The 24,683-nt window shown below is 70.0% G+C and carries 28 protein-coding genes and 4 tRNA genes; 17 read left to right on the top strand and 15 right to left on the bottom strand.

Going from position 1 to position 24,683, the window contains the following annotated elements:
• Positions 1-23: 23 nt before the first annotated feature.
• The 3 genes from GPY60_RS19325 to pcaH are packed head-to-tail and all read right to left on the bottom strand — an operon-like array spanning position 24 to position 2,508.
• A complete protein-coding gene (locus tag GPY60_RS19325; protein WP_156689308.1) occupies positions 24-1,292 on the bottom strand; it encodes a lyase family protein in 1,269 nt (422 codons plus the stop codon).
• The gene (locus GPY60_RS19330) at positions 1,289-1,777 is read right to left on the bottom strand and encodes a protocatechuate 3,4-dioxygenase subunit alpha (protein ID WP_444850863.1); all 489 of its coding nucleotides are present in this window, start codon (positions 1,775-1,777) and stop codon (positions 1,289-1,291) included. Before GPY60_RS19330 ends, GPY60_RS19325 begins: the two co-directional genes overlap by 4 nt.
• A complete protein-coding gene (gene pcaH, locus GPY60_RS19335; protein WP_156689309.1) occupies positions 1,774-2,508 on the bottom strand; it encodes a protocatechuate 3,4-dioxygenase subunit beta in 735 nt (244 codons plus the stop codon). The genes GPY60_RS19330 and pcaH overlap by 4 nt, the downstream gene beginning before the upstream one ends.
• A 148-nt stretch (positions 2,509-2,656) precedes the next feature.
• Between pcaH and GPY60_RS19340 the strand changes: the two genes are divergently transcribed.
• The 6 genes from GPY60_RS19340 to GPY60_RS19365 all read left to right on the top strand — a co-directional run bounded on the left by GPY60_RS19340 (position 2,657) and on the right by GPY60_RS19365 (position 7,011).
• Positions 2,657-3,943, top strand: coding sequence for an aromatic ring-hydroxylating oxygenase subunit alpha (locus tag GPY60_RS19340; RefSeq protein WP_156689341.1), 1,287 nt, complete (start codon positions 2,657-2,659; stop codon positions 3,941-3,943).
• Positions 3,940-4,458, top strand: a complete 519-nt coding sequence (locus tag GPY60_RS19345) for a 3-phenylpropionate/cinnamic acid dioxygenase subunit beta (protein WP_156689310.1) — start codon at positions 3,940-3,942, stop codon at positions 4,456-4,458. The genes GPY60_RS19340 and GPY60_RS19345 overlap by 4 nt, the downstream gene beginning before the upstream one ends.
• Entirely contained in the window at positions 4,455-4,670 is a 216-nt protein-coding gene (locus GPY60_RS19350) for a dihydrodiol dehydrogenase (protein WP_156689311.1), read from the top strand. The genes GPY60_RS19345 and GPY60_RS19350 overlap by 4 nt, the downstream gene beginning before the upstream one ends.
• Positions 4,667-5,455: a 3-(cis-5,6-dihydroxycyclohexa-1,3-dien-1-yl)propanoate dehydrogenase gene (gene hcaB / locus GPY60_RS19355; protein ID WP_156689312.1), complete on the top strand. Its 789-nt coding sequence runs from the start codon at positions 4,667-4,669 to the stop codon at positions 5,453-5,455. The genes GPY60_RS19350 and hcaB overlap by 4 nt, the downstream gene beginning before the upstream one ends.
• Positions 5,452-6,168 (top strand): class II aldolase/adducin family protein, encoded by a 717-nt coding sequence (locus tag GPY60_RS19360; protein ID WP_156689313.1) that lies wholly within the window; start codon positions 5,452-5,454, stop codon positions 6,166-6,168. The genes hcaB and GPY60_RS19360 overlap by 4 nt, the downstream gene beginning before the upstream one ends.
• 90 nt (positions 6,169-6,258) lie before the next feature.
• Positions 6,259-7,011 (top strand): polysaccharide deacetylase family protein, encoded by a 753-nt coding sequence (locus GPY60_RS19365; RefSeq protein ID WP_197283747.1) that lies wholly within the window; start codon positions 6,259-6,261, stop codon positions 7,009-7,011.
• Between the two features lie 6 nt (positions 7,012-7,017).
• Here the strand turns inward: GPY60_RS19365 and GPY60_RS19370 are convergent, their stop codons facing one another.
• From GPY60_RS19370 to GPY60_RS19380, 3 genes are all read right to left on the bottom strand, one after another.
• Positions 7,018-7,815 (bottom strand): IclR family transcriptional regulator, encoded by a 798-nt coding sequence (locus GPY60_RS19370; protein ID WP_156689314.1) that lies wholly within the window; start codon positions 7,813-7,815, stop codon positions 7,018-7,020.
• Between the two features lie 4 nt (positions 7,816-7,819).
• Positions 7,820-8,878: a permease gene (locus tag GPY60_RS19375; protein WP_156689315.1), complete on the bottom strand. Its 1,059-nt coding sequence runs from the start codon at positions 8,876-8,878 to the stop codon at positions 7,820-7,822.
• 123 nt (positions 8,879-9,001) lie between these two features.
• Positions 9,002-10,651, bottom strand: a complete 1,650-nt coding sequence (locus GPY60_RS19380; RefSeq protein ID WP_156689316.1) for an acyl-CoA synthetase — start codon at positions 10,649-10,651, stop codon at positions 9,002-9,004.
• 60 nt (positions 10,652-10,711) lie between these two features.
• Here GPY60_RS19380 and GPY60_RS19385 point away from each other — a divergent pair, with 60 nt between their 5' ends.
• Positions 10,712-11,551, top strand: a complete 840-nt coding sequence (locus GPY60_RS19385; RefSeq protein WP_156689317.1) for an SGNH/GDSL hydrolase family protein — start codon at positions 10,712-10,714, stop codon at positions 11,549-11,551.
• The gene (locus tag GPY60_RS19390) at positions 11,548-12,213 is read left to right on the top strand and encodes a DedA family protein (protein ID WP_156689318.1); all 666 of its coding nucleotides are present in this window, start codon (positions 11,548-11,550) and stop codon (positions 12,211-12,213) included. Before GPY60_RS19385 ends, GPY60_RS19390 begins: the two co-directional genes overlap by 4 nt.
• A gap of 16 nt (positions 12,214-12,229) precedes the next feature.
• On the opposite strand, the gene GPY60_RS19395 is transcribed toward GPY60_RS19390, so the two are convergent.
• Positions 12,230-12,859 (bottom strand): TetR/AcrR family transcriptional regulator, encoded by a 630-nt coding sequence (locus tag GPY60_RS19395; protein ID WP_156689319.1) that lies wholly within the window; start codon positions 12,857-12,859, stop codon positions 12,230-12,232.
• A gap of 149 nt (positions 12,860-13,008) precedes the next feature.
• Between GPY60_RS19395 and GPY60_RS19400 the strand changes: the two genes are divergently transcribed.
• Positions 13,009-13,446 carry an anti-sigma factor antagonist gene (locus tag GPY60_RS19400; RefSeq protein WP_156689320.1) on the top strand — a complete coding sequence of 146 codons (438 nt, stop codon included), beginning with the start codon at positions 13,009-13,011 and terminating at the stop codon, positions 13,444-13,446.
• Positions 13,447-13,463: 17 nt separating this feature from the next.
• Complete coding sequence (locus GPY60_RS19405) at positions 13,464-14,567, top strand: glutamate--cysteine ligase (RefSeq protein ID WP_156689321.1); 1,104 nt, start codon at positions 13,464-13,466, stop codon at positions 14,565-14,567.
• A 1-nt stretch (position 14,568) separates the two neighbouring features.
• Here GPY60_RS19405 and GPY60_RS19410 read toward each other — a convergent pair whose 3' ends face one another.
• The 4 genes from GPY60_RS19410 to GPY60_RS19425 all read right to left on the bottom strand — a co-directional run bounded on the left by GPY60_RS19410 (position 14,569) and on the right by GPY60_RS19425 (position 17,802).
• Positions 14,569-15,339, bottom strand: coding sequence for a sulfite exporter TauE/SafE family protein (locus GPY60_RS19410; protein WP_156689322.1), 771 nt, complete (start codon positions 15,337-15,339; stop codon positions 14,569-14,571).
• A 61-nt stretch (positions 15,340-15,400) separates the two neighbouring features.
• Positions 15,401-16,333 (bottom strand): catalase family peroxidase, encoded by a 933-nt coding sequence (locus GPY60_RS19415; RefSeq protein WP_370462767.1) that lies wholly within the window; start codon positions 16,331-16,333, stop codon positions 15,401-15,403.
• 18 nt (positions 16,334-16,351) lie between these two features.
• Positions 16,352-17,149 (bottom strand): SDR family NAD(P)-dependent oxidoreductase, encoded by a 798-nt coding sequence (locus GPY60_RS19420; protein ID WP_197283743.1) that lies wholly within the window; start codon positions 17,147-17,149, stop codon positions 16,352-16,354.
• 62 nt (positions 17,150-17,211) lie between these two features.
• Positions 17,212-17,802: a carboxymuconolactone decarboxylase family protein gene (locus tag GPY60_RS19425; RefSeq protein ID WP_156689325.1), complete on the bottom strand. Its 591-nt coding sequence runs from the start codon at positions 17,800-17,802 to the stop codon at positions 17,212-17,214.
• Positions 17,803-17,956: 154 nt separating this feature from the next.
• On the opposite strand from GPY60_RS19425, the gene GPY60_RS19430 reads away from it, so the two are divergent.
• The gene (locus GPY60_RS19430) at positions 17,957-19,483 is read left to right on the top strand and encodes an AMP-binding protein (protein WP_156689326.1); all 1,527 of its coding nucleotides are present in this window, start codon (positions 17,957-17,959) and stop codon (positions 19,481-19,483) included.
• Positions 19,484-19,485: 2 nt separating this feature from the next.
• Positions 19,486-20,271: an MBL fold metallo-hydrolase gene (locus tag GPY60_RS19435; RefSeq protein WP_156689327.1), complete on the top strand. Its 786-nt coding sequence runs from the start codon at positions 19,486-19,488 to the stop codon at positions 20,269-20,271.
• Here GPY60_RS19435 and GPY60_RS19440 read toward each other — a convergent pair.
• Both GPY60_RS19440 and GPY60_RS19445 read right to left on the bottom strand, forming a co-directional pair.
• Positions 20,266-21,093, bottom strand: coding sequence for an enoyl-CoA hydratase/isomerase family protein (locus GPY60_RS19440; RefSeq protein ID WP_156689328.1), 828 nt, complete (start codon positions 21,091-21,093; stop codon positions 20,266-20,268). The genes GPY60_RS19435 and GPY60_RS19440 overlap by 6 nt on opposite strands.
• A 48-nt stretch (positions 21,094-21,141) precedes the next feature.
• Positions 21,142-21,435: a hypothetical protein gene (locus tag GPY60_RS19445; RefSeq protein ID WP_156689329.1), complete on the bottom strand. Its 294-nt coding sequence runs from the start codon at positions 21,433-21,435 to the stop codon at positions 21,142-21,144.
• Between the two features lie 329 nt (positions 21,436-21,764).
• On the opposite strand from GPY60_RS19445, the gene GPY60_RS19450 reads away from it, so the two are divergent.
• The gene (locus GPY60_RS19450; RefSeq protein WP_231639729.1) at positions 21,765-22,085 is read left to right on the top strand and encodes a DUF732 domain-containing protein; all 321 of its coding nucleotides are present in this window, start codon (positions 21,765-21,767) and stop codon (positions 22,083-22,085) included.
• Positions 22,086-22,286: 201 nt separating this feature from the next.
• Entirely contained in the window at positions 22,287-23,237 is a 951-nt protein-coding gene (locus GPY60_RS19455) for a hypothetical protein (RefSeq protein ID WP_156689330.1), read from the top strand.
• A gap of 35 nt (positions 23,238-23,272) precedes the next feature.
• Here the strand turns inward: GPY60_RS19455 and GPY60_RS19460 are convergent.
• Positions 23,273-23,344: transfer RNA gene (locus GPY60_RS19460), tRNA-Val, on the bottom strand.
• 170 nt (positions 23,345-23,514) lie between these two features.
• Here GPY60_RS19460 and GPY60_RS19465 point away from each other — a divergent pair.
• From GPY60_RS19465 to GPY60_RS19475, 3 genes are all read left to right on the top strand, one after another.
• Positions 23,515-23,587: transfer RNA gene (locus GPY60_RS19465), tRNA-Gly, on the top strand.
• Between the two features lie 29 nt (positions 23,588-23,616).
• Positions 23,617-23,690 (top strand) — tRNA-Cys (locus GPY60_RS19470).
• 14 nt (positions 23,691-23,704) lie between these two features.
• Positions 23,705-23,779, top strand: a tRNA-Val gene (locus GPY60_RS19475).
• Between the two features lie 646 nt (positions 23,780-24,425).
• Here GPY60_RS19475 and GPY60_RS27445 read toward each other — a convergent pair.
• Positions 24,426-24,563, bottom strand: coding sequence for a PE domain-containing protein (locus GPY60_RS27445; protein WP_156689331.1), 138 nt, complete (start codon positions 24,561-24,563; stop codon positions 24,426-24,428).
• Positions 24,564-24,683: the final 120 nt, after the last annotated feature.

Here is a 24,683-nt window from a genome sequence, read left to right on the forward strand (position 1 = left end):
CGACCACCCGGGCACCGGCGGAACTAGGGGCGGAAGTCCCGAGTCTCGGGGTCGTTCGTCGCATCGCGCGCCGATCGCAGGCGCCCGAGGACGTCACGCGCGCGGTCGACGCTCTCCTCCACCAGCCGGTCCACGGCGCCGAGGTAGGTGGCCGACGGCGGCTTGCCCAGCAGTCCCGCGATCGCGCGCTGCTCGCCGAGGACGTCCGTGGTGGCGAGATTTTCGGCCATGCGGCCCGGGTGGACCACCAGGCCCCCCAGCAGTTCGGCGCACTGCGAGCCCGCGACGACGGTCCGCCGGGCCAGCGTGCGCAGGGTGTCCCATTCGGCGTGCCAGGCGCCGTCGGGCCGTTCGTCGTGGGCCAGCGCCGCGGCGGTGTGCAACGTCGCCGCGAGGGGCGGCGCCGCGATCGCGGCCCGCCGAATCAGGATGGACAGCACGGGGTTTCGTTTGTGCGGCATCGAGGACGACCGGCCGCGGTGGTCGTCGCCCGCCGGTTCGCTCAGCTCGGCGATCTCGGGGCGGACCAGGGTGACGACGTCCGAGGCGATGCGGCCCCAGGCGTCGGTGCACCCGACCAGGGCGTTTGCGGCCGCGGTGACGGGCGTCCGCGTGGTGTGCCACGGCGGCCGGGCGTCCAGTCCCAGAGCCGTCGCGGCCGCGCGCACCAGCTGATCGGCGCGCTCCCCATTGCCGCCGAGCGTCGCCAGCTCGGTGGCGCCGGCCAGCGTTCCGGCCGCGCCGCCGATCTGGATCGGGGTCGGCAGCGCGGCCAGCCGCTCGGCCGCGTCGGCAACCCCGTCCAACCAGCCGGCCGCCTTGGCGCCGAAGGTGGTGGGGGCGGCGTGCTGGGTGAGGGTGCGGGCCACCATCGGCGTCGACCGGTGCGCGGCGGCGTGCCTAATCAGCGCCGAAAGCTGTTCGAAAATAATATTTCTCAACTGTTCGGCCACGGCGCGCACACCCAGCATCAGGGCGGTGTCCACCACGTCCTGACTGGTGAGGCCGCGGTGGATCGACGGGCCGACGGCCGGTCCGGCCCGTCCCCGCAGCAGTTCCACCAGGCCGAGAACGGGGTTGCCGCCGCCCTCGTCGCCGGCGGCCACCGACTCGGAGTCGGCGTCGGCCAGCAGTCCCGACAGGTCGGCGCCGGCGCAGTCGGGCGGCGCCAGGCCCGCGGCGGCCAGGGCGTTCAGCCACGCCGATTCCACCGCCACCATCGACCGCAGCAACGCCCGGTCGGTCATGAGCTGACCCGCTCGGTGGTCGCCCGGCCACAACAGGTTTGTCATCGCGCGCCGTCGGTGTACGCCAGGAACACGGTCTCGCGGGGACCCTGCAGGTGGATGTCGAAACGGTATGCCGCGCGGTCATTTTCGGCGACACAGAGCAGGACGGAGCGCCGCGCGGGGTCGACGGCGGCCAGCACCGGGTCGGCGTCCGGGTCGCCGCCGGGCAGGTAGGCGCGCGTGAACAGCCGGTCCAGCAGGCCGCGCGCGAAGACGGTCAGGGCGAAGAACGGGCCGCCGGGCGGCGCGGTGGTGAATGCGTAGCGCCCGGACGCGTCGGTCGCCGCCCTGCCCCATCCGGTGACCGCGTCGCCCTGCCACAGTTCCACCAGGGCGTCGGGAATCCCATGTCCGGCGCCGTCGTAGACCGTGCCGTGCAACCGGACCGCCCGCGGATCGGCCGGCGGCGTCAACGCACCGTCGCACGCGAGCCCCAGCGCGAAGAAGGGACCGACGGTTTGCCCTGGGATGCAGAGGATTTCACTCACAGCGGACCGCCGGGCAGCACAATGTCCCACCGGTAGCCGGTGGCATATTCGGGCTCGGTGAGGTCGTGGTCGTAGCGCGCGATCAGCCGGTTGCGCGCGCCGGGCTCGAGGACGGACTGCACGATCGGGTCGAGGCCGAACAGCGGGTCGCCCGGGAAGTACATCTGGGTGACCAGGCGCTGCGTGAAGGCCGTGCCGAACACCGAGAAGTGGATGTGCGCAGGGCGCCAGGCGTTGCGGTGGTTGCGCCACGGGTAGGGGCCCGGCTTGACGGTGACGAACCGGTACGACCCGTCCGGGCCCGTCAGGCAGCGCCCCGCCCCCGTGAAGTTGGGGTCGAGCGGCGCGGGATGCTGGTCGCGTTCGTGGCGATAGCGGCCCGCGGCGTTGGCCTGCCAGACCTCGACCAGCTGGCCCGCGAGCGGCCTGCCCGCCCGGTCCAGCACCCGCCCGGTGACGATGATGCGTTCCCCGATCGGCTCGCCGGGGTGGCCGGCGGTCAGGTCGGCGTCGGCAGGGTCGACGCCCCGCCCACCGAAACAGGGCGCGCCGCGTTCGAGCTCGCTCGGGTCCACCAGCAGCAGGGGATGCCTGGGATGGCGCAGGGCGCTGCTGCGGTACGGCGGGTAGTCGAGCCGCGGACGGGACGCGTCACCTTCTCCGGGGGCGGCGGCGATCGCGGCCATCTCCGCGCTGATGTCCGCCTGGGAAGCGAGGCGCTCGCCGTCCATGAGGCGTGACGCTACCCCCGATGAGCGCGCAGTCCCGGCGATTGACGGGGCGACGCGCCTGCGGGATTCTGTTCAGCGGAGAAACCTTCTGTCCAGCAGATAAGTGGGGCCCGTGGATCGCGACGTCTTGGCCAACGTGCGCCGCGGGATGGTTCCCGCCCACATCTACAACGACGCGGAACTGTTCGCGCTGGAGAAGGAGCGGTTGTTCCGGCGGGCGTGGATGTTCGTGGCGCACGAATCGGAGATCCCGCACGACGGCGACTACGTGGTGCGCCGCGTGCTCGACGACTCCTTCGTCATCACCCGGGACTCGAACGGCGTCGTGCGGGCGCTGTTCAACATGTGCCTGCACCGCGGCATGCAGCTGTGCCGCGCCGAGCTGGGCAACGCGTCCAACTTCCGCTGCCCGTACCACGGCTGGACCTACCGCAACGACGGCCGGCTCACCGGGCTGCCGTTTCACCGGGAGGCCTACGGCGGCGACGACGGGCTGGCCCGCGACGGCCACGCCCTGCTGCCGGCGCCCAGTTTCGCCGGCTACAACGGCCTGCTGTTCGTCAGCCTGGACCCGAACGCCGAACCGCTCGAGGACTACCTCGGCGACTTCCGGTTCTACCTCGACTTCTACACCAGGCAGAGCGCCGGCGGCCTGGAGCTGCGCGGGCCGCAGCGCTGGCGGATCAAGGCCAACTGGAAGATCGGCGCCGAAAACTTCGCCGGCGACATGTACCACACCCCGCACACCCACGCGTCCATCGTCGACATCGGCCTGTTCCGCGAGCCGAAGGCCCAGAAACGCAAGGACGGCGCCACCTACTGGGCGGGCCGCGGCGGCGGCACCACCTACAAGCTGCCGCCGGGCGGCTTCGAGGAGCGCATGCGCTACGTGGGCTACCCCGACGAGATGATCGGCCGGATCAAGGACGCCTGGACGCCGCGGCAACGGCAGGTCGTGGGCGAGGACGGCTTCATGATCTCGGCCGCAACGTGTTTCCCGAACCTCAGCTTCGTGCACAACTGGCCGAAGCTGCCCGGCGGCGACTCCGAGCAGGTGCTGCCGTTCATCTCGCTCCGGCTCTGGCAGCCGATCAGCGAGAACGAGACCGAGGTGTGCTCGTGGTTCGGGGTGGACTCCGCCGCCCCCGCGCAGTACAAACGAGACTCGTACAAGGCGTATCTGATGTGTTTCGGCTCGACGGGCATGTTCGAGCAGGACGACGTGGAGAACTGGGTGTCGCTGACCACCACCGCAGGCGGTTCGATGGCGCGGCGGCTGCTGCTGAACAGCCGCATGGGCCTGCTGTCCGACGACCGCCCGGTGGTCGAGGCGCTGGGCCCCGAGTCGTTCCACGGGCCGGGGCGCGCGCAGGTGGGGTACAACGAGTACAACCAGCGCGCGCTGCTCGGGTTGTGGGCGGACTACCTGTCATGACGAAACCCTTGCCCTTTAACGACATTCGCCATCAGGAGGCCCACCAGTTCCTGGTCGACGAGGCCTGGCTGCTCGACGCGCAGGACTACGAGGCGTGGCTGGACACGCTGACCGACGACGTTCGCTACGTCATGCCGGTCCGGGTCACCACCGCGCGCGGGGCGGATCTGCACGGGTCACCGGGGATGGCCCACTTCGACGAGGACAAGCACTCGCTGAGCCAGCGGGTGGCGCGGTTCGCCACCGAACACGCCTGGACCGAGGACCCGCCGTCGCGACTGCGTCACTTCGTCACCAACGTGCGCACGTTCGCGGGTGGCGACGAGGCACACCTGACCGTCCAGTCCGCAGAGCTGCTGTTCCGCAGCCGCGGCGACGTCAACGAGGCCGCCCTGGTGTCCTGCGGCCGCGAGGACGTGCTGCGCCGGTGCGACGGCCGCTGGAAGTTGGCCCGCCGCAGCATCATTGCCGACGAGTCGGTGCTGCGCATGCAGAACCTGGCGGTGTTCCTGTGATACGGCTGGCCAATGAATTCGCCGAGGTCGAGGTGCGCCGGGTAGACACCCGCAACGGGTCGCGGCTCGAGGTCCGTTCCCCGAGGACCGGGCGGTCGATCACCCTGGACCCCCTCGAGGTCGAGGCCCTCACCCGGCAGAACCCCCGCACGCTGGCGGCGATGGTCGGCAACTCCGGCCCGCTGCTGCCGGACGAGGAGACCGAAGGGTGACCGGGTGGCTGGACGGCAGGCGGGCGCTGGTGGTGGGCGCCGGTTCGGGGATCGGCCGCGCCGTCGTCGACGCCTTCCTCGGCGAGGGGGCGAAAGTGGCCGTGCTGGAACGTGACCGGGACAAGTGCAACGCCCTGCGCGAGGAGTTGCCCGAGCTGCCGGTGGTCGAGGGGGACGCGACCGGCCGGGAGGCCAACGAACGGGCGGTCGCCGTCGCGGTCGACGCCTACGGCGGGCTGGACACGTTGGTCAACTGCGTCGGCGTGTTCGACTTCTACCGGGGCATCACCGATCTCGCCGCCGACGGGCTGGCCGCGGCGTTCGACGAGATGTTCCGCACCAACGTGCTGAGCCACCTGCAATCGGTGAAGGCCGCGGTCCCGGCGCTGACGGCCGGGTCGTCGATCGTGCTGACCGAGTCCGCGTCGTCGTTCTATCCGGGACGCGGCGGCGTGCTGTACGTGTCGTCGAAGTTCGCGGTCCGGGGCCTGGTCGCGTCGCTGGCTCACGAACTGGCGCCGAACATTCGGGTCAACGGGGTGGCCCCGGGCGGCACGCTCAACACCGACCTGCGCGGCCTGGCCAGCCTGGGCCTCGACGGCGTCCGGCTCGACGACCGCCCCGATCGGGCGGCCGAGCTGGCGGCGCGCAATCCCCTCGGGGTTGCGCTCGACGGGCGCGACCACGCGTGGAGCTACGTGTTCCTGGCCTCGGAGAGGTCGCGCGGGATCACCGGCGAGACGGTGCGTCCCGACGGCGGATTCGGATTGGGTGTGCCTCGATGACTTCCCTTGAACAGCAACGGCTTCTGGTGGCGCAGGGTTGCCGGGTGGCGGCGGCCCGCGGCTTGGTCGACGGCATCCTCGGTCACCTGAGCCTGCGCGTCGGCGAGGAGCATCTGCTCGTCCGCTGCCGCAGCGACACCGACACGGGGCTGGCGTTCACCCGGCCCGACGACATCCGCCTGATCGGGTTCGACGGCAGCCCCGGCGCCGACGGGGAACTCGAGGGGTACCGCCTACCGGCCGAACTGCCCATCCACGTCGAGACCATGCTCTCCGACGAGCGGTACCGCGCCGTCGCGCACCTGCACCCGCCGTCCGTCGTCGCCGCCGACCTCGCCGGCATCACGATCCGCCCGATCTACGGGGCCTACGACATCCCCGGCGCCTGGCTCGCCCGCGGCGGCGTGCCGGTCTACCCGCGCTCGGTGCTGATCCGCACCCCGGAGCTGGCGCAGCACATGGTGGCCGCGATGGGCGACGCCCCGGTGGTGATCTGCCGCGGCCACGGGATCACCAGCGCCGCCGGCAGCGTCCAGCGGGCCGTGCTGCAGGCGATCAGCCTGAACGAGCTGGCGCGCATGGCGCTGCGGGTGCGCGGGGCCGGCGGCACGCTGCACGCGATCGACGACGCCGACTGGGACGACCTGCCGGATCTTGGGCCCGGGCTCAACGTCGAGGCGGCCTGGCGCCACGAGGTGGCGCGGCTCGGCTGACGGTTTCCGTTCAGTCACAGCTTCATCTCCGGCGCGCGCCACGTCACGGAACTTCCCGCCGGCCGACCTAACCTGTCGCGCGTGAGCGAACTGGACCGGCGGCGGTTCCTGGTCGCGCTGGCCGCGGGGGCGCTGGCGTGTGCCGCCGCGGGACAACCCATGGCGCGCGGTGACGTGCTGGGCGCCGCGCCCGGCCCGATCAACCCGGGATCGCGGGTCGCGCTGCCCGGCGGGGCCGTCGTGAAAAGGCTGCCGGGCAACGGTGATCTGCTGGCCTGGACGGTCGACGACGGCGCCAACACCGACGTGGTGCGCCTCTACACACAATTCGCCAGGGACACCGGCACCCGGCTCACGTACTTCGTCACCGGCAGCTATCACTCGTGGACGGACAACCTCGCCCTGCTCAGGCCCCTGGTGGAATCGGGGCAGATTCAGCTGGCCAACCACACCTGGACGCATCCCGACCTGACGAGACTGTCGCCGGCTCAGGTCGCCGACGAACTGCGCCGCACCGACGCGTTCCTGCGCAGCACCTACGGGGTGGACGCCACGCCGTACTTCCGGCCGCCATACGGGCGGCACAACCCGGTGGTGGACAGGGTCGCCGCCGACCTCGGCTACCAGAACCCCACCCTGTGGTCGGGCGACCTGCACGACTCCGCGCTGCTTTCCGAGGGCCAGATCGTCGCGCTGGCCTACCAGTCCTTCCTCCCGCAGAACATCGTGATCGGCCACCTCAACCATCCGACCGTCACCCGCGTCTACGGCCAGCTGACAGAGATCATCCGGGAACGCGGGCTGCGCACCGTGACGCTCAACGACGTGTTCGCGCGCCGGTGAGCCGCGTCAACCGAGTTCGCCGCCAATGGTTTTCGCCGCACCGATGAGCGCGGCGGCCACCGAGTGATAACGCTGCGTGCCCATCCTGTTCTGCGGCGCGGCGGCGTTGAGCGCCAGCCGCAGGCCCGGCGCCCGGGTGGGTATCGGCACGGCCACCGACGCGACGCCCTCCTCGCTCTCTTCGCGGTTGACCGCGTATCCGCGCTCGCGGATCCGGGCGAGCTCGGCCTCCAACTCGGTGCGGGTGCCGATCGAATGTGTGGTGATCCGTTCCAGCGTCTCGCGCGGAAACAATTGGCGCAGTTCGGCTTCCGGAAGCTGAGCCAGCATGACCTTGCCCGTCGACGTGCAGTGGGCCGGCATGGTCCGCCCCAACCGGGACGCCACCCGCACCGCCGCCGGGCCCTCCACCGCGGCGACGAAGCGAACGTTCGCGCCGTCGAGCATCCCGACGTGAATCGTCTCGCGCAGTTGCTCGCTGAGGCCGCGCATCACGGCCGCGGCGGAGCGCTGGATGTCGATGCGGCTGAAGATCGCGAATGCCACGCCGGTGAGCGCCGGCCCGGGCAGATACGCCTTCGACACCGGGTCCTGCCGGGCGAAGCCGCGGTAGGTCAGCATGGCCAGCAGCCGGTGAGCGGTGGACGACGCCACGCCCAGATATCGGGTCGCCTCGCTCAACCGGATCTGCGGCCGTTCGCCCAGCAGCAGCAGGAGCTTGAGCGCGTTGTCGACCGACTCGATGGGGTATTGCGGCGCAAGCGATTCGGTGTCGCGGTCGTCGGGCGCCTGCTTCTTCGGCATGTGATCACACCAGGCTTAGCACCGTCGCGCCGAGCAACCCCGCCACGATCACCACGGCGGCGGTGGTCGCGGTGGCCTTCCACCCGAGGCCGCGCGCGACCATGACCGCACCGGGGACGCTGACGGCGGGAAGCGTGACGAGCAGGGCGCCCAGCGTCCCCGACGACGCGCCCAGCAACGCGAGGCTTTGCAGGATAGGGATCTCGCCGGCCGTCGGGATGACAAGGAGCGTGCCGACGATCGCCGCCACCACGACGATCAGCACCCCGTGGTGGGGCAGCCGGGTCGCGGCGAGTAGCCAGCCGCGGAACGCGCCGAGCCCGAGCACGAGCACCGCGTATTCCGGTAACAGGATCAGGCACAGCCGCAGCAGTGCCTGCGCGAAACTGCGCGCCGGTGGGCGCGAGTCACGCCCCGCCGCGGTGTCGGGCGCCGACGCCGTCGTCTCCCGGGTCATCAGTCCCACCGCCGCGGCCGCGCCGATCACCGCCGTGAGGCCCACCGCGACCCTGGTCAGCGTCCACTGCCAGGGAACGACCAACACCAGGAATACCAGGACCGCGGGGTTGAGCAGCGGATTGCCGAGCCAATACGCGACGGCGGCGACGCGGTCAACTCCGTTGCGGCGCAGCGTGACAGCCACCGGCGCCGTACAACACGTGCACATCATCGACGGCGTACTGGCCACCGCGCCGGCCAATGCGCTCGACAGCACCCGCCGCCGGTTGAACAAGCGCGGAAACCACGTCCGCGGCACCAACGCCTGCGCCGACGCGCTGATCAACAGCGCGACGACGAGCGCGGGCCAGATCGATGACAGGTACGCGTGGAAGAACGTCGTCGCCGCGTGCCAGGTCGGACGGTCCCCGGCGCGGACGCCGCCGGTGGTCAAGATGTTGGACGCGGACCAGTGATGGTGCCGCCGGAGTGCGAAGGCCTTCGCCGCATACGGCGACCATTTCGCCCACGCCAGGCCCGCCACGAACACCGCCAGCGCGACGCCGACGCCGATCGCGCCGCCCCGCCGACCCCATGCGCTGGTCGAACTGACACTCGCGGCCACGGGAAAACGCTAACGCGCGCCGCCCGCCGCGAACACAGCGGCACCGTGCGGGTGGCATGACCTGGATCGCGAAGGCGATAGCGCATCCGATATCGCTTCGTGGACTCACCTATATGCCCCCGCTCAGTTCGCCTGCCCGGCTTGCTCTTTCGCCCACCGGTAGTCGGCCTTGCCGGACGGCGAACGCTGCACCCGATCGCGGAAGACGATCGCCTTGGGGAGCTTGTAGCGGGCGATGTGGCGGGCGGCCTCGGCGAGAATGCCGTCGGCGTCCGGCCGCGCGCCGTCCGCCACCTGGACGACGGCCACCACCTCGTTGCCCCACCGCGTGCTGGGTCGGCTCGTCACGACGGCGTCGTACACGGCCGGATGCCGGAGGAGGGCGGCCTCGACCTCCTCGGCGAAGATCTTCTCCCCGCCGGAGTTGATCGTCACCGAGTCGCGACCCAGCAGTTCGATCTGGCCGTCGGCATGCCAGCGGGCGCGATCGCCGGGCACCGAATGCCGGATCCCCTCGATCACCGGGAACGTGCGCGCCGTCTTCTCCGGATCCCCGAGGTATCCCAGCGGTATCAGGCGTTGCTGCGCCAGCCAACCGATTTCGTCGTCACCGGGCGACAGGATCCGGGTCATGTCCGCGCTGACCACCACCGCGCCCGGGTTCGGGGCGAACCGGCCCGAGGCGTCCTGCGCACGCGACGAGACCTGACCCATCTGCGAGCCCGATTCCGACGCGCCCCCCGCGTCGAGGATCGTCAGCTGCGGCAGGAGTTCGACGAAGCGGTTCTTGAGCGGAGCGCTCAGGGCCGCCCCGCCGGTGATCAGGATCAGGAACCCGGACAGCTGCTCGCGCAACGACGGCCCGCCGGCCTCCAGCGCGTCGAGCAGCGGCCGCCCGAAGGCGTCGCCCACCATCGACATCGACACCACCCGTTCGCGCGCGGCCAGCGCCCACGCCTCGGCCGCGTCGAAGTGCGTCGTCGTCGCCGGCATCACGAAGGGCCGCCCGCCGCACAGGTTGATGAACGCGGCCCATTGCGCGGCCCCATGCATCAGCGGGGCCACCGTCATCGAACCCGGCCCCTCGGGGCGCGAGCGCTCGACGATCTCCTCGAGGCTCGTCGCCTCCTCGCCGGTGCCGAAGTTGCGGCCGCCCATGGCGTTCAGATAGATGTCGTGCTGGCGCCACAGCACCGCCTTGGGCATCCCGGTGGTGCCGCCGGTGTAGAGGATGTAGAGGTCGTCGGGCGAGGGAACCACGTCGAGCGGCTCGTCGGATTCCCCCGCCAGCAGCTCCTCGTAGCGCACGGCCCCGGGCAGCGGATCGTGACCGGAGCCGTCGTCGACGTGGATGAGCCGGATCGGACCGGGCATCCGCCCCAGCGCCTCGCCGAGCGTCGGCGCGAACCGCGCGTGGTACATCACCGCCTCCGCGCGGGCGTTGTCCAGCAGGTACACCAGCTCGTCGGCGACGTAGCGGTAGTTGACGTTGAACGGCGCCACCCGCGCCTTGTACGCGCCGAGCATGGCCTCGAGATACTCGTTGCAGTTCGCCATGTAGAGCCCGAGATGGGTCTGACCGGACTCGTAGGGCGCCAGCCCGGACCGCTCGCGATGAGCGCCCATCCCCCATTTGTGCAGGGCGCGGGCGAACCTGCGCGCGCGTTCGTCGGTGCGCGCGTACGTGAGTCGCCGGTCCCCGAACACGATGCAGTCGCGGTCCGGATTGGCCGCCGCGACCGCGGCGAACACCTGGGCGAGGTTGAATTGCACTGCCGGTCCTCCCGTCGAGCCAGCGCCACGGTAACGCGCGTAACCACTACTCTCGGCATCGTGCGCGGGGTTATTCACACCGAATATCGCCGATACGTCGCCCTGGGTGACAGCCAGACCGAGGGGCTGTGGGACGGCGACGACACCGTCGGCCTGCTCGGGTTCGCCGACCGGCTCGCCGCGATGATCGACGCGCTGCACCCCGGGCTTCATTACGCCAACCTCGCGATCCGCGGCAAGCGCATCGCCGACGTGCTCACCGAGCAGGTGCCGCCCGCGCTGGCCATGGAGCCCGACCTGATCACCGTGTGCGTCGGGATGAACGACGTCATCCAGCCCGGGCGGTCGTTCGGGCCGGCCTTGACGGACCTGGAGGAGTTGTACGCCGCGCTCGCCGGGGCGGGGGCGACGGTGGTGACGACGACGTTCCCCAACGTCGCGCAGTTCCTGCCACTCGGGCGGCTGGTGTCGGGCCGGCTCGCGCGCATCAACGGGGCGATCCGTTCGGCGTCCGACCGCTACGGGTTCCGGCTCGTCGACCTGTATCACGCCGCGTCGATGCGCGAGCTGGACACCTGGGACATCGACCGCGTGCACGCCTCGTCGCGGGGGCACGTGCTGTTCGCCGCCGCCGCGGCCGAGGCGCTGAATCTGCCCGGCAGCAACCATGATTGGGCCGAACCGAGCGTCGACCCGGCGCGGCTGTCGCTGCACGCCACCGCGTTCGGGCACCTGCGCTGGACGCAGGACGCCTTCTTTCCGTGGATCTGGCGACGGCTGCGCGGCATGTCGTCGGCCGACGGGCGCGAGCCCAAGCGCCCGCAGCTGGAACGCCTCAGCCCGCCGGGCCAGGGCAATGCGGCGCAGAACGGCCACCGGTCGGGCATCCTTGACCCATGAACGTGGAGGCGTTGCTGCACACGATCCCGCCGGTCGCGGTGTACCTGGTGGTCTGCGGGGTCGTCGGGGTCGAGAGCCTGGGCGTTCCCCTGCCGGGCGAGATCGTCCTCGTCAGCGCCGCGCTGATGTCGTCGCACCACGATCTGGCGGTCAATCCGGTCGGCGTCGGCGCGGCGGTCGTGGTCGGCGCGGTCGTCGGCGACTCGATCGGCTACGCGATCGGGCGCCGGTTCGGGATGCCGCTGTTCGACCGGCTGGGCCGGCGGTTCCCCAAGCACTTCGGGCCCGGGCACGTCGCGCTCGCGGAGAAGCTGTTCAACAAGTGGGGCGTGCGCGCCGTCTTCTTCGGCCGCTTCATCGCGCTGCTGCGGATCCTGGCGGGGCCCCTGGCCGGGGCGCTGAAGATGCACTACCCGCGGTTCCTGGCGGCCAACGTGTCGGGCGCCATCTGCTGGGCGGGCGGCACCACCGCGCTGGTCTACTTCGCCGGGATGGCCGCCGAACGCTGGATGGAGCGGTTCTCCTGGGTCGCCCTCGTGGTCGCCATCGTGTTCGGCCTGATCGCCGCCTACGCGCTGCGGGAACGCACCTCGCGGATGATCGCCGAACTCGAGGAAGAGCACTACCGCAAGACGGGGACGACCGCCGCCGACGCGGCCTGACCCGGCTACGCCGCGACTAGCCCACGGCCTCGCCGGCGTCCTCATCCGGATAGAAGGCGGAATTCGGCCGATGGTCCTCGATGAGGGCGGCGGCCATGCGGCGGGCGCGCAGCGCGGCGTCGAGGTCGCCCACGGCGGCCAGGATGATGGCGCCCTTCATCAGGATGTGCCACGACGAGGCGAAGTCCTCCACGTCGGTCAGTCCCGCCGCGGTGGCGCGTCGGCGCACGATGTCGCGGACGTTGTCGATGTGGGCGACGCAGGCCTGCCCGACCGGGTGATCCGGCCCCACCTCCAGCAGCACGTTGATGAACGAGCAGCCCTCGAAGCCGTCGCGCGTGTGGAACCAGTCGTGCATGACGTCGAAGATCGCCAGCAACTGCTCCTCGGGCGTGTCGCCGCGCCGCCGCGACTGTTCCTCGATCAGGCCGTGCGTCCAGACCTCTTCCCGGCGTTCCAGCACGGCCAGCACCAGGTCGTTCTTGGTCGCGAAGTGCCGGTACAAGGTCGCCCTCGCCACGCCGGCCCGCTCGATCACCTCGTCGGTACCCACCGCGCGGACCCCGCGGTGGCTGAACAGCTCATATGCGGCGCACAGGATGCGCTCGCGAGCGGACGCCGCCGGCGCGACATCGTGCGTTGTCATAACAGCCTTAAGTTACTCTTAGGTCAGGACATGTAGACAGACCACCCTGTCTCGTTATACAAAAGAGATTCGCACTGCGCGAGTCTGTCTTCAGACAACAGGACGGGCACCATCCCGGCGTATCTCTCGCCGGTGGAGTAGGAGTCCTCATGAGCACGGTGATCGCCGAACCCATGCCCAGCACGCCCCTGATGCTCAGCACGCGGCTTGTGTACCAACTGGGCGAACCGCACAGCGGTCTGCGGGCGACCACCAGCCGCACCGGCCCGGCCGTGGTGATCACCGCGGGCGGCGACATCGACGCCTGCAACGAGGACACCTGGCGCCAGCTGGTCGGCGAGGCCGCCGCCGTCGTCGTCCCGCCCGGGCCCTTCATCGTCGACGTGACCGGGCTGGACTTCATGGGCTGCTGCGCGTTCGCGGTCCTGGCCGACGCGGCGCGGCACTGCCGCGATCGCGGCGTCGACCTGCGCCTGGTGAGCCACGAGGCGATCGTGGCCCGCATCGTCGACGCCTGCGGGCTCAACCGCGTGCTGCCGATCTACCCCACCGTCGACTCGGCGCTGGGGGCGGTGTCTCCGTGGTGATCTGACCGCCGAGGCCCATCACGAGCGACCTTCCCACCTTCGGTGCGGAGGAGGAATTCCTCCTCGTCGACCCGCATACCGGTGAACCGGCCCCGCGCAACGCCGCGGTGGCCGCCGAGGCCGAGCGCCGCGACGTCGAGTTGCAGCTCGAACTCAGCAGCTGCCAGGTGGAGACCACGTCGAGCGTGGTGTCCACCGGCGAGCAGCTGCGCGACGAGCTCAACCGGCTCCGGCGCGCGGCGGCGGAGGCGGCCGTGGCGGCCGGGGTCACGCTGCTCGCCTCGGGGCTGCCCCCCGCCACCCCGCACGAATTCCCCGTCACCGACACCCCGCGGTACCGGCGCATCGGCGAGCGATACGGGATGGTCGCCCACGAGCAGGGCATCTGCGGGTGCCACGTGCACGTGCACGTGCAGGTGCCCGACCGGGCGGCCGCGATCCACGTCAGCAACTGGCTGCGCCCGTGGTTGCCGTCTTTACTTGCGCTGTCGGCCAATTCGCCGCTGTACCGCAACTCCGAGAGCGGTTACGCGAGCTGGCGTAGCGTGCTGTGGCGCCGCTGGCCCGCCGCCGGGGCGCCGCCGTTCTTCCCCTCCCCCGACGACTACGACCGGGCGGTGCAGATGTTCGTCGACACCGGCGTGATCCTCGACCGCAAGATGATTTATTGGGACGTGCGGCCCTCGGCGAATTTCCCCACCGTCGAGGTGCGCGTGGCCGACGTGCCGCTGACGGTCGACGAGACCGTCCTGCTGGCCACCCTGGTCCGGGCCGCCGTCATGACGGCGCTCGACGCCCCCGGGGAGGGCGATCAGCTCGGGCGCCTACCACCCGGCGCCCTGCGGGCGGCGTACTGGAAGGCGGCCCACGACGGGCTCGCCGGCGACGCCCTGGACCTCGTCCACGGGCGTGGCGCCGTCCCGGCGCGCGAGCAACTCGGGGCGCTGGTGCGACGGGTGCGCCCGGCGCTCCAGGCGCTCGGCGAATACGACCGCGTCACAGCGGAACTCGACCGCGTCGGCGAACGGGGCAACGGCGCGATGCGGCAGCTGGCAGTCTGGCGGGAACGGCGGGACGTGCTGGCCGTCGTCGCCGAGTTCGCCGCGGCGACGCTCAGCTGATTCAGGCCACGGCCAGCAGGCGGTAAAGCCCGATCAGGCCGACCACCACGATGGTGCCGCGCAGCGCGTTCGGCGACAGCCGCCGGCCATACCGCGCGCCGACTACCCCTCCCACCAGTGACCCGGCCGCGATCACCCCGGCGGCCGGCCAGCTGATCCGGTCGAACGCGACGAGCGTATACGCCACGGCGGCAACGCAATTCACTACCAGGGTGAGCAGGTTCTTGGCGGCGTTCATGCGCTGCACCGACTCGGGCAGCAGCACCCCCATCACGCCAACCAGCAGGATGCCCTGGGCCGCCGTGAAGTAGCCGCCGTAGACGCCGACGGCGAACGTGCCCAGCACCAGCGCCGCCATCCGTGCCGGCGAGGTGTGCTCGGCCGAACGCCCGGCCGCCTCGGCGCGCCGCGCCGTCCACGCCTGAATTCGCGGCCCGACGACGACCAGCACCAGCGCGAGGATCAACAGCACCGGCACGATCTCGGCGAACACCTTCTCGGGCAGGTGCAGCAGCAGGAAGGCGCCCAGCACCGCGCCCGCCAGCGAGGCCGGGATCTGCCAGCGCAGCCGATCCCACTGGCCGGACAGTTCCGCGCGGTAGCCCCAGGTTCCCGAGACGCTGCCCGCGACCAGGCCCACGGCGTTGGACATCGTGGCGGTGACGGGCGGGTAGCCGAGGGCGACCAGCGTCGGGAAGGTGATCAGGGTGCCGGATCCCACGAGGGCGTTGATTGCGCCGGCGCCGAATCCGGCCAGGCCGATCAGCAACATGTGGGAAAGCACTAGGGAAAACCCTAGCCTGCAGCCGAATTCGGCTGCCCCGCGGCTCCGGTCAGGCGGGGGGCGCCTCGGGCCCGCGGTCGACGCCGGTGCGCAGCTTGACCGACGCCGAGTACGCCTTGGTGCGGAACCGCAGCACGGGGTCGTCGGACGGCTCGATGCCGTCGGTCACCCGCATCGGGTCGAACACGACGATGTCGCCGCCGTGCTCGCGCTCCGTGTCGAGGCCGGTGACCTCGAAGTTGCCGACGTTGACGGTCTCGCCGCTGCGCCAACTGGCCGACGGGTCGACGATCGAGTCGTCGGGCCCGGCGATCTGCACGACGAAGTCGAACCGCACCGGTCCGCGGGACAGCCGGTGGTTGAGCTCGTGGTGCAGGAAGTCGGGATCCTTGCGTTTCGCGTCCGATCCCGACAGGAACTCCTCGCCCGCGACCGGGCGCAGGTGATACCGAACGAATCGCGCGCTGCCGTCGGCCGCGACCCAGCGGAAGGCGTGCAGCCCGTGGTAGGCGACCGTGGCGTAGCTCGCCGGGACCCTGTTGGCGTCGCGCAGGACCGGCAGCGCGCCGAGCAGCCCCGGATGGGTCAGCAGGTACGTGCCCATGCGCAGCGGCTTGGCCGGCCCGGGCCGCATCGCCTTGAGCAGGTCGATGAACCCGTCGGGAGTGCTCGACACGAACAGGCGCGCCGTCTGCGTCGACACGTCGGTGGTGGACCCGTCGGGCAGGGTGAGCTTCACGGCCAGCCCCCGCACGCCGGGCACGCCGTCGGGCTGGGCAGGGTCGCCGGACCCGTTGGAGAAGCGGAACAGCGCCGGGACCGCCGACCCGTCCAGGTGCTTGGCGCGCGAGAGCGAGGCCGCGACGGGGCCGGCCGTGAACCGGCCCCGGTACAGGTTGCCCTTGGCGTGCAGCGCGCGACTGCCCGGCTGCGCTCCGCCGGTGCCCCGTATCGCCTCGATCGCGTCGTCGGGAGTGACCATTTTGCGAATCCTAGAGGGCTACTGCGGGAAGCCGAAGAGTTTGACGACACCGTGATCGCGACCCGCCGTGTAGCCGCCGTCGACCGCGATGGCCTGGCCGCTGACGAACGAGGCGTCGGGCGACAGCAAAAACGCCGCCATCGCGGCCACCTCGTCGGCCCGCCCGAGCCGCTGCAGCGCGTGCTCGGCGGTGATCGATGCCAGCGGCTCCTCCATTCCCGGCATGTCGAACACGTTGCGCGCCATGGGCGTATCGATGAACCCCGGACAGATCGAGTTCGCGCGGATGCCGCTGGGGCCGTAGTCGAGCGCGATGTTCTTGGTGAGCAGGACGACGCCGCCCTTGGCCGCGTTGTAGGAGCTGCCACCCGCCGTGCCCTCAAGGCCCTCGATGCTGGCGACGGTCACGATCGAGCCCCGCTCGCCGGCGACGCGGGGCTGCTCGATCATGCGGGCCAGCGCCGCCTTAGCCACCAGGAAGGTGCCGGTGAGGTTGATGCCGATTACCCGTTCCCATTCGCGGCGGTCGAGCAGGTGGACGGGGCCACCCCCGGCGACCCCGGCGGCGTGGAAGACGCCGTCGAGACGGTCGGGCACGGCGGCCAGCACGGCGCCGATCGCGGCCTCGTCGGTGACGTCGGCCTCGACGAAGCGGAAGTTCGGGCCGAGATCGGGCGCGGGCGCCAGGTCTGCGCCGACGACCGTGCCACCCTCGGCCAGCAGTCGTTCGGCGGTGGCCAGCCCGATTCCGGATGCGGCGCCCGTGACGACGAAGGAGCGGGAACGGGCGCGGTCGGTGTCAACCATGTCGGTCATGCTGACATACGTGCGGGGCACCGCGCCCTGTCTAGGCCGGCTGGCCGCGTCGAGCGTGTGCACTAATCGATGTGTTCCTCACGCCCGGGCACCGAGGCGTCGAACGCGTTGAGTGTGACGGCCACCATCGAGAAGCATCCGACCAGGAAGACGATCTCGCCGACGCCCGGCGCTCCGAATGCGCCGAGCGCCGCCCGGTAGGTCGTCTCTGGCAGCGGTGCGCCGCGGTTCAGCGCCGCCGCCATGTCATAGGCGACGCGCTCGTCGTCGTCGAGGTCGCTCGGACGCTCCCCGGCGACGATCGTCGCGATCTTGTCGTCGGCAAGGCCCGCGCGGCGGGCGAAGTACTCGTGACCGTAGATCTCGTATCGGGCGCCGAACCTGGCCGCGGTCACCAGTATTACCAACTGGTGGATCGCGGCGGGCAACACGGCGTGCTGCCACAGTGATTTGTTGAAGGCCCAGGCGGCTCTGCCGAAGTCCGGAAAGTGCAGCCAGCCGTTGAACGGGCCGATCAACGCGCCGTCTTCACGGCGCGCGATGAGTTCGCCGAAGTTCTTCTCGATCACCTCCACCATGTCGTCATAGAGTTCCCTTTGCTCCGGGCTCAGGCTTGACGGGGGCAACAACGGCAGCCGCGTCCTAGGTGACATAGCCCGATCGTGCCGTGGACCGGCGACTTACTCCACGACATATTTGTGACGATTGGTAAGCGCAGGCTCCTACCGGTCGGCGCACGCGCCCCCCCGGCACGGCCGCTAGCCTGAACCGGAGTCGGCGATAACGGGCTTGACGAGCGGAGGGGCAATGCCGGACACCCGTACCACCGAGACGCTCGCCGGGCTCGTCGAGCGCCACGCGCGCGATCGGCCGCACGCGCCCGCGATCCGCTACGGCGACCGGGAATGGTCGTGGGCCGACTGGGCGTCGAGGATCCGGCGCGCGGCCGGGGCGCTGCGCGCCGCCGGGCTGGAGCGCGGGCAATGCGTGGCGTTCCTGGACAAGAACCATCCGGCCTGCCTGGAGATCCTGTTCGCCGCCGCGTCGATCGGCGCCGTGACCACCGTCGTCAACTGGCGCCTGGCCGGCGACGAGCTCGCCCACGTCCTCGACGACAGCCGTCCCCGGTTGCTCTTCGTCGGCGCCGAGCTGCGCCCGGCGGTCGAAGGGCTGCCCGGGCTGGACAGGGTCGTCGTCATCGACGACGAATACGAATCCTTGCTCGCCGCAGCCTCTCCGGCGCAGGGGATCGACGTCGACGAGAACGAGACGGCACTGATCATCTACAGCTCCGGCACCACCGGACGCCCCAAAGGCGTCACGCTGAGCCAGCGCGCGCTGGCCAATCACGCGGCCAACCTCGCGCCGGCGTTCCCGTTCGAGGAGGGCGACGCGAACCTGGTGTGCATGCCGCTGTTCCATGTCGGCGGAATCGGATACGCGCTGTTCGGCATCGCGGCGGGGGTGCCGACCATCGTGACGCGGGACGCCGACGCCGGAACGCTGACCGACGCCGTGCGGGCCGGCGCGACCCACGCGTTCTTCGTGCCGCCCGTGATCGCGCGGTTCATGCAGTCCGAGCGGCCCGACGTGATCTCCGGCCTGCGCTACATCGTGTACGGGGCCGCGCCGATGCCGCTGCCGATGTTGCACCAAGCGCTCGACACCTGGCCCGAGACGAATTTCGTTCAGGTGTACGGCCAGACGGAGCTGTGCGGGGCGGTGACGGCACTCAGCGACGCCGATCACCGCGACCCCCATCGGCCCGGTCTGCAGCTGTCGGCCGGAAAAGCGGTGCAGGGCTGCGAGATTCGTGTGGTCGACCCGGAGACGGGCGTCGAGGCGCCGGTCGGGCAGCCCGGCGAGATCTGGGTGCGCAGCAACCAGAACATGAGCGGCTACCTCAACCGGCCCGAGGCGACGGCCGAGACGATCACCGCCGACGACTGGGTGCGCACCGGTGACATCGGCCGCCTGGACGCCGACGGCTACGTCTACGTCGAGGACCGGCTGCGGGACATGATCATCACCGGCGGCGAGAACGTCTACGGGCCCGAGGTGGAGAGCGTGCTGATCGAGCACCCCGCGATCGCCGACGCCGCCGTCATCGGCGTGCCCGACGACCTCTGGGGCGAGTCGGTGAAGGCGATCGTCGTGGCGACCGCCGATGTCGACGCCGCCGACGTCATCGGCTTCTGCCGCGAACACCTGGCCGGATACAAATGCCCGCGGTCGGTGGAGTTCGTGCCGTCGCTCCCCCGAAACGCGAGCGGGAAGATCCTCAAGGCGCAACTGCGCGAACCGTATTGGCGGGACCGGGAAAGGGGCATCTGAGCATGGACGCGCGGCGCCGCGAACTGGCGGTCAGTGTTCTGGGCGGTCCCACAACGGTCATCGACATCGCGGGCCGGCGGATCGTCATGGACCCGACCTTCGATCCGCCCGGCGAGCACGGCTACCTGACGAAGACCGTCGGCCCGGCGGTGACCGCCGAAGCCCTGGGGCCGGTGGACGCGGTGCTGATCAGTCACGACGAGCACCCCGACAACCTGGACGACGAGGGCAGGCGGATGGCGCTGGCCTCGCCGTTGGTGCTCGCTCATCCCGGTGCGGCCCGCCGACTGGGCGCGCCGGCGGTCGGCCTCGCGCCGTGGGGGTCCTGCGACCTCCCCGGTGGCTCGGGAGCCCTTGCCGTGCAGGCGGTTCCCGCCGTGCACGGCCCGGCCGACGGCAAGCGGGACGCGAGCGGCCATGTCAACTGCGAGGTCACCGGGTTCGTGCTGTCGGGCCCCTACCTGCCGACCGTCTACCTCAGCGGGGACAACGCCTCGATGGCGGCGGTCAGGGACATCGCCGACCGCGTCGGCACCATCGACGTCGCGGTGCTCTTCGCCGGGGCCGCGTGCGTGCCGGCCAAGGAGCGCGGCCGCCCGCTGACCTTGACGTCGGCCCGCGCGGCCGCGGCCGCCGAGGTGCTGGGCGCCCGGGTGGTGATTCCCGCGCATGTCGACGGCTGGACCCACTTCAGCGAGGGCGTCGACGAGTTCGTCGACGCGTTCGACCAGGCCGGCATCCGCGACGTGCTGCGGGTGGTCGCCCACGGCGAGTGGGTGGACCTATAGCCGGCCCTCGGTGCGCAGTTCCGGGTGCACCCAGGACGGCGAGCGGCGCTCCTTGAAGGCCCGGACGCCCTCCCGCGCCTCGGCGTCGGTGAGGCTGGCGGTCATGCCGATGCGGTTGTACAGGCCGAGGTAGTCGTCGATGCCGGACTTGATCACGCCGCGCGCCCGCGGGGCGGTCCGGCAGCATTGCGCCAGAACGTCTTTCGCCGCGCCGATCAGGTCGTCGTGCGGCACGACCCGGGTCACCAGGCCCCAGTCGAGCGCCTCGGACGCCGTCAGCACCCGGCCGGTGAACATGAGGTCGCGGGTGCGGACCGGGCCGATGTGGCGGAGCAGCATCTGGCTGTAGTAGGTGTCGGCGTAGCCGCGGAACAACTCGGGCACGCGGAAGGTCGCGCGCTCGCTGACCACGGACACGTCGCTGCACAGCGCGATCTGGAAGCCGCCGCCCTGGCACAGGCCGTTGACCGCCGACACGATCGGCTTGCCCGAGGTCCGCACCGCGTCGAAGGGGGTGACGTCCATGCCGAGCGCGGAGCCGAAGGTGATCCAGTTGTCGGCCTCTCCCCCGCCGCCCATGTCGCCGCCCGGTGCGAAGACGTCGCCCGTGCCGGTGATCAACAGTCCGGCGAGGTCCGGATCCGCGTTGACGCGGCCGACGGCGTAGCGGATCCCGAAGTACATCGCGGGGGTCAGCGCGTTGCGGGCCTCCGGGCGGTCGATGGTGCACACCGCGAACGGCCCCTGGCGCTCGAACCTCAGATAAGGGGTGCCCAGCCAGTCGCCGTCGGGAGGGCGCGGGGTGCTGCTCGCTGTCGCCACGGGGCTCCTCTCAGAACGGAGCTACTGTAGCGCTTTCGGTAGGCGCGACTACGCGTAGCCCAGCGAGGCGGTGCCGATGGTTTGGGAGGCGTCGGCGACGAGCGCGGCGAGCTTGTCCTGCAGCGTGGCCGTAGCCTCGCCGACGGGTTTGTCGCAGAAGCGGCAGTTCGTGCTGAAGCGCGGCTGGTCGGCCTCGTCCGGCCAGAACCGGCGTGGCCCGACGGCCGCTCCCGGGTCGAATTGGACGGCCTGGTGGGGCGCCTCCTTGAGGATCCTGCCGACCGGATGGGACTGCGGGCACTCGAGTTTGAGCACGCCGATGCCCTCTTGGTTGGCTGGCACGGTCACCGCCGGCGCGCCTGGTCCGGCGCGCTTTTCAGCCAGGCCCAGACGATGACGCCCTCTAACGCGAGTCCCACCCCGACGAACACCCACTGCACAGGAGACATGCCTGTGATGACAGCAGCCTCGGCGGGCGCGCGCAACTTCGTTTCTTTGAGCTGCGACGTTCGTGCTCGCGGCGGCGGCCCGCCATCTGACTGTTCACCGGTTCATCATCTGGATTTTCCGGGTCTTCTCTAGGGTGCGTAGCTATTCGACGCGCGCGGAATCGGCGTCGACCCGTCAGAAAGGAAGCGCGTCAGATGCCTTCACCTCGCTGGCTTGCCCGCGTGACCGCTCCGTTCATGGTCGGTGTCGCCCTGCTGGCCGGCGCCCCTCATGCGGACGCCGATGCCGCCGACGACGCCTACCTCGCTCAGCTTCGTGCGGCCGGCTTCAATTGGCCGCCGGACCACGAGGCCGCCCTGACCGGGATGGGGCGCCTCATTTGCGACGACCTGGGGTGGGGCTGGAACTACGACCAGCTGTCCCAGCAGATCCATGCCACGCTGGACCCGAGGAACGTCACCCTGGGCGACGTCAACAACATGGTCGCCATCGCGCATGCGACCTACTGCCCGACCCAGCGGTGCTGGGCGGCGCACTGCTGAGCGTCTGGGACCCAGCGACCTCGAGCGTCTGAGCGGCCGCTCGATTCGAAGCGAAACGTTGTGCTGATCAAGCGATTTGCGCCGGTTCGTGTCATTTGTGCAGGACGGGCCGCCCCGGGCCGCTAGCCCCTGCACTGGCAGCTGCAAGACTGGTTCCCACGACCAGCCCCACGCGGGCACCAGACACTGACTTAGGCAGCCATGACCCCCACGATCGCCGTTCTGTTCGTCCACGGCGTCGAGATCAAGGATCCCGACTACGCCGACAACGCGATCAAGCTGCTCCGGGCCGAATACGCCCGCGCCTGCCGGGGCGCAGAAGCCGCGCAACTCGAGATCGAGGCGGCGTGCTGGATCCCGGTCGTGGAGCCAGGTCTCGACAAGATCGTGCGCGCGTCGTTCGGTCGGGGTTTCGCCGGCTGGGCGCAGCGGCTGGACCACCTGGTCCATCGCATCAACAACGGCTCGTATCTCGCCATGCTGCCGGTGGTCGTGTCCGGCCTCGTGGGCCGGATACCCGGGCTGCCGAAGGCACACTGGCCGACGCTGCGGTGGGCTGTCACCTACTTTCTGGGCGACGTCATCGCCTACCAGATCGCCGAGGGCAGCGACGCCAATTACGACGCCATCCACGCCTGCCTGGATGAGGCGCTGGCCACCCTGGCCGAACGGGCCCCGGACGCACCGTTGTGCGTCATCGCGCACAGCCTCGGCACCGTCATCGCTTCGGATTATTTTTACGACCTGCAGAACACGCCCAAAAAGGGGAAGAAGGCGAAGAAGTCGTCGACTCCGCTCCAGCGTGGCGAGACGCTGACCTGGTTCTACACCCTGGGCAGCCCCATCGCGTTATGGATGGTCCGCTACCCGAAGTTCGATGCTCCGATCAAACTTCCCGGTCGCACGCGCAGCGCCGCTGCGCGCAGGGCGGCGCAGTGGGTGAACTTCCACGACCCCGACGACATCGTCGCCTATCCTCTGCGGACGCTGAACGCGCATTACGCCGATGCGGTCGACTGCGACCAGGCGGTGTCGGTCGGGCCGCCCATTCTCGGGAACACTCCGGTCTCACACGTCGCTTACTTCAATTCGCGGAAGGTCATGCGGCCCATCGCGCAACGCCTCGCCATGTTCACGCAACCTGCGCCGTAACTGGGGCTAGATTCGTCATCTGCACATGACCTGAGTGGTCCCGGCTGGGATCGAACCAGCGACCTTCCGCGTGTGAAGCGGACGCTCTTCCACTGAGCCACGGGACCGGCGAACGACGTCGAACATTAGCACCATACCGGCATCGCCTGACCCGCCACCTGCGTCGCCCGACGGGTCACTCCCGCCGGGAGCCCGAACTTGCCGAAAAATTTGTATGTGCCCGCTCGGGTGGACTATCGTCGTGCTTCGCACCGGGCGACGATCTCGCCCGTTGCGCGCGGATGTAGCGCAGTTGGTAGCGCATCACCTTGCCAAGGTGAGGGTCGCGGGTTCGAATCCCGTCATCCGCTCGAAGGTGCAAGTGGCATCAATCCCCAGCGGTGGAGTGGCCGAGTGGTGAGGCAACGGCCTGCAAAGCCGTGCACACGGGTTCGATTCCCGTCTCCACCTCCATGTGTTTTGACCCGGCGCGATTAGCTCAGCGGGAGAGCGCTTCCCTGACACGGAAGAGGTCACTGGTTCAATCCCAGTATCGCGCACCAGAGTTTATGCAGACGAAAGCGTATATTTAGCCCACCAAATAAGGGCCAATGACCTATATATGACCTGACACTCTTCTGCTGGTGACCTATATAAGAGGTAGTCAGGCAGAACCTGCGCCGATTTCCGGCGACACACCAGCAACCCCATTGCCAAATATCCAAACCGAAGGGGCCGGCGCCGCGGCAATCAGGTTTACTCGCCCATCTGCGTTCAATCGGGCGAGCGTGCGGGTTACGGTTCGATCCGGGGACCATGACGTAGCAGCCGCAGCACTGATCCGGACACCAGCGGAACTGGATCTCTCCAGCGTTTGGAGGTGGAACCTATGCGAATCGAGATTTGCCAACGTTGCAATCGACGGCTGGTAGTGAACCACAAGGGCCGGTTTCCGGCTCATAAAGGGCGCGAGAGTGGACGTGGGTTTGCAGTGGTTCGTATCAGAAACCCGGTGAGCAGGAACTGTCGACTGAATTTCAGAAGGAACTGCGGAAGATCGAGAAAGCCAAGGGTCGCGCCAAAGTAAGCGCCAAAAGCAAGACAGGGAACAGTCGCCTCCACTGACGGCTAGATGTTCCGTCTGCCACAAGCGGGTACGACTACGTAAAGACGGCCGAGCAGTGTCCCATGGTTACGACGGCGACGGCTTCAAGTGCGGTGGGTCGGGAAGGTTGCCGGTCGGCGGGCGGCCCCCGCACGATTGGCCTCAGTAAGCGTCGAACCGATGCCGGACAGCTCGGACGCCGCCGAAGAAAGGGACTGCGGAACCGCTAGCAGGTAAGACATTGCCGTTCCTCCGTGTGTCTACCCCCCAGCGAAAAGTATGACCCGCCTCTACGGGCCCGCAAAGCGCATTTTTCAACAACAAAGGCTTTCTGTCGCCCAGGCGCTCCCCATCGAAGGCGT

It is taken from the genome of Mycobacterium sp. Marseille-P9652, assembly GCF_902652685.1.
Classification (GTDB): domain Bacteria; phylum Actinomycetota; class Actinomycetes; order Mycobacteriales; family Mycobacteriaceae; genus Mycobacterium.

What these genes read in the sequence shown, in the direction of transcription:
- GPY60_RS19400 (WP_156689320.1), top strand. Translation starts at nt 13,009, where the DNA reads ATGAGCACGGTGATCGCCGAACCCATGCCCAGCACGCCCCTGATGCTC.
- GPY60_RS27445 (WP_156689331.1), bottom strand. Translation starts at nt 24,563, where the DNA reads ATGTCTTACCTGCTAGCGGTTCCGCAGTCCCTTTCTTCGGCGGCGTCC.
- GPY60_RS19345 (WP_156689310.1), top strand. Translation starts at nt 3,940, where the DNA reads ATGACGAAACCCTTGCCCTTTAACGACATTCGCCATCAGGAGGCCCAC.
- GPY60_RS19420 (WP_197283743.1), bottom strand. Translation starts at nt 17,149, where the DNA reads ATGACCGACATGGTTGACACCGACCGCGCCCGTTCCCGCTCCTTCGTC.
- GPY60_RS19395 (WP_156689319.1), bottom strand. Translation starts at nt 12,859, where the DNA reads ATGACAACGCACGATGTCGCGCCGGCGGCGTCCGCTCGCGAGCGCATC.
- GPY60_RS19360 (WP_156689313.1), top strand. Translation starts at nt 5,452, where the DNA reads ATGACTTCCCTTGAACAGCAACGGCTTCTGGTGGCGCAGGGTTGCCGG.
- GPY60_RS19410 (WP_156689322.1), bottom strand. Translation starts at nt 15,339, where the DNA reads ATGTTGCTGATCGGCCTGGCCGGATTCGGCGCCGGCGCAATCAACGCC.
- GPY60_RS19390 (WP_156689318.1), top strand. Translation starts at nt 11,548, where the DNA reads ATGAACGTGGAGGCGTTGCTGCACACGATCCCGCCGGTCGCGGTGTAC.
- GPY60_RS19425 (WP_156689325.1), bottom strand. Translation starts at nt 17,802, where the DNA reads ATGTCACCTAGGACGCGGCTGCCGTTGTTGCCCCCGTCAAGCCTGAGC.
- GPY60_RS19340 (WP_156689341.1), top strand. Translation starts at nt 2,657, where the DNA reads ATGGTTCCCGCCCACATCTACAACGACGCGGAACTGTTCGCGCTGGAG.
- GPY60_RS19455 (WP_156689330.1), top strand. Translation starts at nt 22,287, where the DNA reads ATGACCCCCACGATCGCCGTTCTGTTCGTCCACGGCGTCGAGATCAAG.
- GPY60_RS19370 (WP_156689314.1), bottom strand. Translation starts at nt 7,815, where the DNA reads ATGCCGAAGAAGCAGGCGCCCGACGACCGCGACACCGAATCGCTTGCG.
- GPY60_RS19430 (WP_156689326.1), top strand. Translation starts at nt 17,957, where the DNA reads ATGCCGGACACCCGTACCACCGAGACGCTCGCCGGGCTCGTCGAGCGC.
- GPY60_RS19435 (WP_156689327.1), top strand. Translation starts at nt 19,486, where the DNA reads ATGGACGCGCGGCGCCGCGAACTGGCGGTCAGTGTTCTGGGCGGTCCC.
- pcaH (WP_156689309.1), bottom strand. Translation starts at nt 2,508, where the DNA reads ATGGACGGCGAGCGCCTCGCTTCCCAGGCGGACATCAGCGCGGAGATG.
- GPY60_RS19415 (WP_370462767.1), bottom strand. Translation starts at nt 16,333, where the DNA reads ATGGTCACTCCCGACGACGCGATCGAGGCGATACGGGGCACCGGCGGA.
- GPY60_RS19325 (WP_156689308.1), bottom strand. Translation starts at nt 1,292, where the DNA reads ATGACAAACCTGTTGTGGCCGGGCGACCACCGAGCGGGTCAGCTCATG.